The organism is Sphaerotilus sulfidivorans, from assembly GCF_013426975.1.
GTDB classification, from domain to species: domain Bacteria; phylum Pseudomonadota; class Gammaproteobacteria; order Burkholderiales; family Burkholderiaceae_C; genus Sphaerotilus; species Sphaerotilus sulfidivorans.
This window is the reverse complement of sequence record NZ_JACCPY010000009.1, coordinates 113,251-121,017: the sequence shown is the minus strand read 5'-3', so window position 1 is coordinate 121,017 and position 7,767 is coordinate 113,251. Positions and strand designations below refer to the sequence as shown.

The window sequence follows — 7,767 nt, the reverse complement described above, 5'->3', positions numbered from 1 at the left end:
GTCCAGCAGCGGCAGCGGGCCGGCGTCGGCCAGGTGCTCGCCCGGCTCGCGGGCGTGGCCAGCAGGTCGCAGGGGTCGGGATCGCCCGGCGCCGAGCACGTCCAGCAGCGGCAGCGGGCCGGCGTCGGCCAGGTGTTCGCCCGGCTCGCCGACGCGGCCAGCAGTCGCAGGGGTGGGGCTGCCCGGCGCCGAGCACGTCCAGCAGCGGCAGCGGGCCGGCGCTGGCCAGGTGCTCGCCCGGCTCGCCGACGTGGCCGGGTGTGGCTGGCTGGACGGGATTGGACAACGCAGGCGCCTGCGCACCTCGCCGGGTTGTCGTGCGGCCGGGCGTTTCTTCACGCGCAGATTCCAGCGAAGACCGAAGACAAGCACCAGGGAGAGAGGGCCGCCCGCACGTTGAAAAGCCGTGAACGATCGCCGGAACCTGCGGCCGATCGTGCGGGGTGTCGGTGCTCCCGCCATGCGAAACGAACCCCCGGGGGGGGTAGTTTTTCTTCCCCATAAAAATCCGCCTAGGGGCCGGTTTCCAGTCTTGGACCTGCAGAGATTTGACCCCCCCTCCCCAGACCGACAGGCCGCCGCCGAACCGCTTGCCGAACCATTCCACACTTTTTCCACAGGTTGTCCGCAAGGATTCCACGACAAGTAACAGAGAAGTAAGAGCGTTCTAAGTGGTTGATTTGTATGGGGTGTCTCCGTCTTTTTCCGTGGACTGATCCGCTTGGAACGGCCGATTCCACAATCCACACCCGTTTTCTGAAAAGAAGGGCGCCCCCCTCGTTGCTCTGGTGCGTGTCATCGCCTCATGCACGGAAACGCAGCGCGAAAGAAGCCCCCGCCGCGCCGCTACCCGGCGCACGGCAGAAGGCATCCAGCCTGCAGCCAGGCACAGACCCTGCCGCCGACGCGCAGGGCTGCCCATGCCCAGCACAGACACAGCCAGATGGACGAAGCCCGGCGCAAGGCCGGGCCGGTGGCGTGCAGGGGAATGCAGCCCATTCGATCGCATGGGGCCTGCCACCTGCCAGACAGCCACGGCCAGCGCGAAAGAGCCCCCGCCGCGCCGCGCCCCCGGCGCAGCGTGGAACCCGTCGGCGTGGCCGGGCCAATCCAGCTAGATGGACGAAGCCCGGCACGGGGCCGGGCTGGTGGTGTGCGGCCAGTGCGGCAGGTCACAGCCGCAGGGTGCGGCGCCAGTCAGGCACCAGGGAAGGGCGGGGCTTCAGGCTGCCCGGATCGGTATCACCTGCGCCCCCGTGCGCAGCGTGTCCAGGTAGTCCGCCCACGCCTGCAGCATCGCCCGGCGCTGCTCGAAGAACTGCGTCCTGTTGTAGGCACGCCCCAGCGCATCCGGCACAGCATGGGCTAGCTGTGCCTCGATCACCTTGTCATCGAAGTTCAGCCGTTCGGCCAGCATCGTGCGTGCCGCAGCACGGAACCCGTGCATCCGCATTTCATCCGGGGCGAAGCCCAGCGCGGACAGGGCCGCGTTCAGGGTGTTTTCACTGATCGTCTTGGACCGATCCCGCACCCCCTGAAACACGAACTGCTGATGACCTGTCAGGCGGTGCAGCTCCCGCAGGATCTCGACGGCCTGACGCGGCAGGGGGACCAGGTGAGGGGGACCGTTCTCCTTGGCATGCTTGCGCCGCTTCATCCGACTGGCCGGCACAGACCACAGCGCGGCGTCAAGGTCGAACTCTGACCACTCCGCCGCCCGCAGTTCAGCACCAGGCCGAAGGAACAGCAGCGCGGCCAGCTTCAGCCCCTCGCGTGTCGCCGGGATGCCGCGGTATCCGTCGATCGCCCGCAACAGCTCGCCGAAGCGGGCCGGGTCGGTGATGGCGGGAATGTGTTTCGTCTGGTGCGTTCTCAAGGCGCCTGCCAGGTCGCGGGCCGGGTCGCTGGTTACTCGACCTTCAGCCACTGCGAACCGGAACACCTGAGAACAGGTGTCCCGGACACGGTGCGCCGTCTCGACCACGCCGCGGGCCTCCAGTCGGCGCAGTACGGCCAGCAGCTCAGGCGGGGTGATCTCGCCGACAGGGCGCCGCCCGATGTAGGGGAAAACGTACAGCTCAAGGCGTCGAATCACCTTGTCAGCGTAGGTCGCCGCCCAGTCGCCGTGCTGTACATCGAACCAGGAACGCGCCACCTCTTCAAAGCTTCCCAGCGGTGGAAGCCCTTCGTCTGCCCGGCGCACTTCTTCCAGCGCTTGCGCGTTGGCGGTCTTGGCTTGCTTGCGTGCCGCGCTCGGGTCGATTCCTTCCGCCAGCAGTCGCCGCGCTTCGTCTGCCTTCTTGCGGGCGCCCGAAAGCGTCGTGTCCGGGTAGGTGCCAAGACTGAGGACGTTCCGCCGCCCCGCGTATGTGTACGCCATCCGCCAGCCGTGGGCGCCCCCCTTCACGAACAGCAGCAGGTGCAGCCCCTCGCCGTCGTTCAGTCGCTTGCGTGGGTCGCCCGGCTTGATGCTGCGAATCGTGGTGTCCGATGAAATGAGGTTCCTAGCCATGCAAGAACTTTTCCTTTGAAGTTCCTCCCATTGTGGAGTTCTTGCAAATGTTCTTGCAGGACAGGCCCGGACAACGACGGAACCAAGCGCACCGCCTTGGACAAGAAAAAAGCCCTAGAGGGTTGATTCTCTAGGGCTTTTCCATGTTCCTTGGACTTTGCTGGAAGTCTTTGGATAGTTTGTTGGTGGAGAGGAGGAGGATCGAACTCCCGACCTTCGCATTGCGAACGCGACGCTCTCCCAGCTGAGCTACCCCCCCAACGCAGAATGCAATTCTAGCACGATCATTTCGAGCGTTGCAAACGCGCCCGTGCCATGGCCGCTTCGATGACCGCGCGCTTGCGGTCGATCTCGCCGGGAACCTCGGTGTTGCGGGTCAGATCGGCCAGATGCTCGAGCTTGTGCCGGGCCTTGTGCTCGAGGCGTTCGGCCTGCTGGCTGGCGGCGCGCTGGCGGCGCGCGTTGCGCTCCTGGTAGCGCTGACGTGCCGCACCGGCCTGCTCCGGGGTCCAGGCCTGCCAGCCGCTGCGCCCGGGCGTGACCACCTCGAGCGAGATGCAGTCGACCGGGCAGGCTGGCAGGCACAGCTCGCAGCCGGTGCAGTCGGCCTCGATGACGGTGTGCATGTGCTTGTTCGTGCCGCTGATGCAGTCGACCGGGCAGGCCTTGATGCACAGTGTGCAGCCGATGCACCAGGCCTCGTCGATGACCGCCACCGTGAGCGGGCCGTCGATGCCGCACTCGGGATCGAGCGGCTGCACGGGCCGGCCGGTCAGTGCAGCCAGCCGGACGATGCCTTCCCGTCCGCCGGGCGGGCAGCGGTTGATGTCCATCGTGCCTGCGGCCACCGCTTCGGCATAGGCGCGGCAGTCGGGCTGGCCGCAGCGGGTGCACTGGGTCTGCGGCAGCAGGTCATCGATCAGATCGGCGAGAGAGGGCGGCGGCATGGCGGCGGACAGGCGCGGGAAAAACCGCGATTGTCCGTCACCCGTCCATCCCCTGGACTCAGCGGCGGGACTTGCCGCGGCGCGGCGCGGCCGGTGCGGCAGCTGCGGGCGCTTCCTCGACCGAGGCTTCGGTCGAGGTTTCCGGCGCATCGACGGGTTCCGTCGTCTGCGTGACGGCTGCTGCGTCGGCGTCCACCGTCGAGACGGCCTCGACCACAGGTGCTTCGGCGCTGACTGCCGGTGCGACCTCGGCCGGCTCGGCCTGCACCGTCGGCGCCTTCATCGGCGCCTGATGCTCGAGGATGAACTTGCGCACTTCCGGATAGGCCATCTCGCGCCAGCGGCGGCCGGAGAAGATGCCGTAGTGGCCGGCGCCCTTGACGATGTAGTGCTCGCGGCGCTCTGCCGGAATGCCGCTGCACAGGCCGTGTGCGGCCTCGGTCTGGCCGGCGCCGGAAATGTCGTCGAGCTCGCCCTCGACCGTCAGCAGCGCGGTGGTGCGGATGTCCTGCGGCCGCACCGGCTCGCCGTTGACCACCCAGGTGCCGTAGACCAGCGAGAAGTCCTGGAAGACGGTGCGGATCGTCTCGAGGTAGTAGTTGGCGTCCATGTCGAGCACCGCGTTGTACTCGTCATAGAACTGGCGATGCGCCTCGGCGCTGTCGTCGTCGCCGCGCACCAGGTCCAGGAAATAGTCCCAGTGCGAGTTGGCGTGGCGGTCCGGGTTCATCGCGACGAAGCCGGTGTGCTGCATGAAGCCCGGGTAGACGCGCCGGCCGGCGCCGGGGAAGTTCTGCGGCACGCGGTAGATCACGTTGTGCTCGAACCACTCGATGTTGCGGTTCATCGCCAGGTTGTTGACCGCGGTCGGGCTCTTTCGGGCGTCGATCGGGCCGCCCATCATCGTCATCGTGCGCGGGGTGGTCTCGCCGCGCGAGGCCATCAGCGAGATCGCCGCCAGCACCGGCACGGTGGGCTGGCAGACCGAGATCACGTTGACCTCGGGGCCGAGCAGGCGGATGAAGTCCTGCACGTAGGCGATGTAGTCGGCCAGGTGGAAGCTGCCGGCCTCCATCGGCACCATGCGGGCGTCGACCCAGTCGGTGATGTAGACCTTGTGGTCCTGCAGCAGCGTGCGCACCGTGTCGCGCAGCAGCGTCGAGTGGTGGCCCGACAGCGGCGCCACCACCAGCACGATCGGCTGCGCACGCATGCGCTCGAGCATCTGCGCATTGTCGGTGTAGCGCTTGAAGCGCAGCAGGCGGCAGAAGGGGCGATTCTCGACCACCTGTTCCTGGACGGCCACGTCGATGCCGTCGACCTTGACCGCGGTGATGCCGAAGGCCGGCTTCTCGTATTCCTTGGTCAGACGGTGAAGCAGGTCGAAGCCGGCAGCCATGCGCTCGGAGCCGGGGGCCTGGGCAAACGGTGACAGCGGATGGCTGTAGAGCTTGGCGGTGGCGCTGGCGAACTCCGCGAACGGGCTCAGCAGAGCGCGCTGGGTTTCGTAGAACTGATAGAGCATCGCGATTCCTCGGGCATCCGGTGGGGGCTGGGGCAGGGCGGCGAGCCGCTCATGTTGCAGTGCAGCATTCTACGCTTGCCCGCATTGCTGCGCAGCATCATCCTGCGCAGGATCAAGGCGGGGCAACCGGGCAATTCCCGTAATTACAGCGGCATCCTCCCGGCATTCGGCCCCGGATGAGGTCTGTCAGGTACCTTGGCTGTTCCATTGCGGGACAGTGCGGCCGGTCGGTGGGTCGGATGTTGCGATGCCGCAACGTCTTCGGGCCGCTGGCCTGTTCGATGCTGTTCGACGACGCCACGACCTGCGCGTCGGGCGCAAGGCCGACGCAAGCGCGCCCCGTAGAATCGCGACGGCTTTTCGGCTTTCCCATTCATTCAACACTTCCGGAACCACCTCATGAGCCTGCTCAACGTCCCCCCCGGCACCGCCGACAAGTTCAACGTGATCATCGAGATCCCGGCGAACTCCGACCCTGTCAAGTACGAAGTCGACAAGGAAACCGGCGCGCTGTTCGTGGACCGTTTCATGGGCACCGCGATGCACTACCCGTGCAACTACGGCTATGTGCCGCAGACCCTGTCGCTCGACGGTGACCCGGTCGACGTGCTGGTGCTGACGCCCTTCCCGCTGGTGCCGGGCTCGGTCGTGCCCTGCCGCGCCATCGGCGTGCTGAACATGGAAGACGAGTCGGGCCAGGACGCCAAGGTGCTGGCCGTGCCGACCGAGAAGATCCTGCCGACCTACGCCGGCATCAAGTCGCACGCCGACGTCGATCCGCTGATCCTGGCGCGCATCCAGCACTTCTTCGAACACTACAAGGATCTGGAGAAGGGCAAGTGGGTCAAGGTCACCGGCTGGGCCGATGCCGAAGCCGCCCGTGCCGAGATCAGCAGCGGCGTCGAGCGTCTGGCCGCCAAGTGATGGCCTGAGCGCCTCGCCGCGAAGAAGGGGAGCCCGCCGGGCTCCCTTTTTTTCGCCCGTAGACTAGGCGCATGAACTGGAACCAGGAACTTCTGAACAGCGCGATCTGGGTGGCCAAGGCCTACGCGATCACGCTGGTGGTCTTCGTCGCGGTGATGGCGCTGCTGGCGCGAGCGACGGTGTGGGGGCGGCAGTTCTGGTCGCTCACCGGGGCCTACTTCTCGCCGCGGCGCTCCTGGCGGCCGCTCGGCGGCGTGGCGCTGATGCTGCTGTTCGTGCTGTTCACGGTGCGCATGAACGTGGTGTTCTCGTACTGGTACAACGAGTTCTACAGCGCGCTGCAGGCGCTCGACCAGAAGGGCTTCTGGTTCGGCATGCAGCTCTTCGGCATCCTGGCGACGATCCATGTGGTGCGTGCGGTGCTCAGCAGCTACATCCGCGGCGCCTTCACCATCCACTGGCGCCAGTGGCTCAATGACCGCACCGTCGGCGAGTGGCTGCAGGGCCAGTCCTACTACCTCGGCCGCTTTGCCGAGCCGGCCGTCGACAACCCCGACCAGCGCATCCAGCAGGACGTGACCACGCTGGTGACGACCACGCTGGCGCTGTCGATGGGCCTGGTCGGCGCGGTGGTGTCGATGTACGAGTTCACCGGCATCCTGTGGAATCTCTCGGCGCCGATGACGGTGGCCGGCACCGAGATTCCGCGCGCGATGGTGTTCCTGGTCTATCTGTACGTGATCGGCGCGTCGGTGTTCGCGTTCTGGATCGGCCGGCCGCTGATCGGGCTGAACTTCATGAACGAGAAGCTGACCGCGAACTACCGCTACCTGCTGGTGCGCCTGCGCGAGTACGGCGAGAGCATCGCGCTCTACCGCGGCGAGGCGGTCGAGCGCCGCGGCCTGCTGGCGAGCTTCGCCGCGGTCATCGGCAACGCCTGGGACACGCTGTGGCGCACGCTGAAGTTCGACGGCTACAACCTGACGATCAGCCAGATCGCGGTGGTCTTCCCCTTCATCATCCAGGCGCCGCGCCTGTTTGCCGGCACGATCAAGCTCGGCGACGTGATGCAGACCAGCCAGGCCTTCGGCCAGGTCGAGGAGGCGCTGTCCTTCTTCCGCACCTCCTACGACAGCTTCGCCGGCTACCGCGCGGTGCTCGAGCGCCTGAGCGGTTTCGAGCAGAACGTGCGCGCGTCGTCCCGCCTGGCGCTGCCGGCGCTGGCCGAGCAGGCGCAGGGACTGACGATCGAGCATCTGACGGTGCGCCGCCCCGACGGCCAGGTGCTGACCGCCGACCTGTCGCTGGCGCTGCCGGCCGGCAGCGCGCTGCTGATCCGCGGCCCCTCGGGCTCGGGCAAGACGACGCTGCTGCGCACGCTCGCCGGCCTGTGGCCGTTCTCGGACGGGCAGGCCGCCCGTCCCCAGGGCTCGGCCTGCCTGTTCCTGTCGCAGCGTCCCTACCTGCCGATCGGCACGCTGTCGGCGGCGCTGGCCTATCCGGCCGAGGCCGCGTCGCTCGATCCGGCACGCGCCGCGCAGATCCTCGAGCAGGTGCAGCTCGGCCACCTGGCCCGCCAGCTCGACCTGGCGCAGGACTGGTCGCAGGTGCTCTCGCCGGGCGAACAGCAGCGTCTGGCCTTCGGCCGGGTGCTGGCGAACCGGCCGGCGATCGTCTTCCTCGACGAGGCCACCTCCGCCACCGACACCGGTCTGGAGCACGGCCTGTACCGGCTGCTGCGCAGCGGGCTGCCGCAGACGGTACTGGTCAGCGTCGGCCACCGCGAGACGCTGGCGGCCTTCCACGACCAGGCGCTGACGCTGGCGCGCGACGGCAGCTGGCAGCTGGGCGCGCCCTGA

General features: G+C 67.5%; 6 protein-coding genes and 1 tRNA gene. 2 read left to right on the top strand and 5 right to left on the bottom strand.

What is annotated here, in order from left to right; all coding sequences use genetic code 11:
* The 5 genes from HZU84_RS08210 to HZU84_RS08190 all read right to left on the bottom strand — a co-directional run.
* Positions 1–339 (bottom strand): hypothetical protein (locus tag HZU84_RS08210; RefSeq protein WP_219340894.1); only part of this gene is annotated, 339 nt, incomplete at its 3' end.
* An 883-nt stretch (positions 340–1,222) separates the two neighbouring features.
* Positions 1,223–2,512: a tyrosine-type recombinase/integrase gene (locus HZU84_RS08205; protein WP_149503844.1), complete on the bottom strand. Its 1,290-nt coding sequence runs from the start codon at positions 2,510–2,512 to the stop codon at positions 1,223–1,225.
* Positions 2,513–2,695: 183 nt separating this feature from the next.
* Positions 2,696–2,771 (bottom strand) — tRNA-Ala (locus tag HZU84_RS08200).
* A gap of 25 nt (positions 2,772–2,796) precedes the next feature.
* Positions 2,797–3,459 (bottom strand): electron transport complex subunit RsxB, encoded by a 663-nt coding sequence (gene rsxB / locus HZU84_RS08195; RefSeq protein WP_149503843.1) that lies wholly within the window; start codon positions 3,457–3,459, stop codon positions 2,797–2,799.
* A gap of 58 nt (positions 3,460–3,517) precedes the next feature.
* Positions 3,518–4,984 (bottom strand): polyhydroxyalkanoate depolymerase, encoded by a 1,467-nt coding sequence (locus HZU84_RS08190; protein ID WP_149503842.1) that lies wholly within the window; start codon positions 4,982–4,984, stop codon positions 3,518–3,520.
* A 399-nt stretch (positions 4,985–5,383) separates the two neighbouring features.
* Between HZU84_RS08190 and ppa the strand changes: the two genes are divergently transcribed.
* Entirely contained in the window at positions 5,384–5,908 is a 525-nt protein-coding gene (ppa, locus tag HZU84_RS08185) for an inorganic diphosphatase (protein WP_149503841.1), read from the top strand.
* Positions 5,909–5,979: 71 nt separating this feature from the next.
* A complete protein-coding gene (locus tag HZU84_RS08180; protein WP_149503840.1) occupies positions 5,980–7,767 on the top strand; it encodes an ABC transporter ATP-binding protein/permease in 1,788 nt (595 codons plus the stop codon).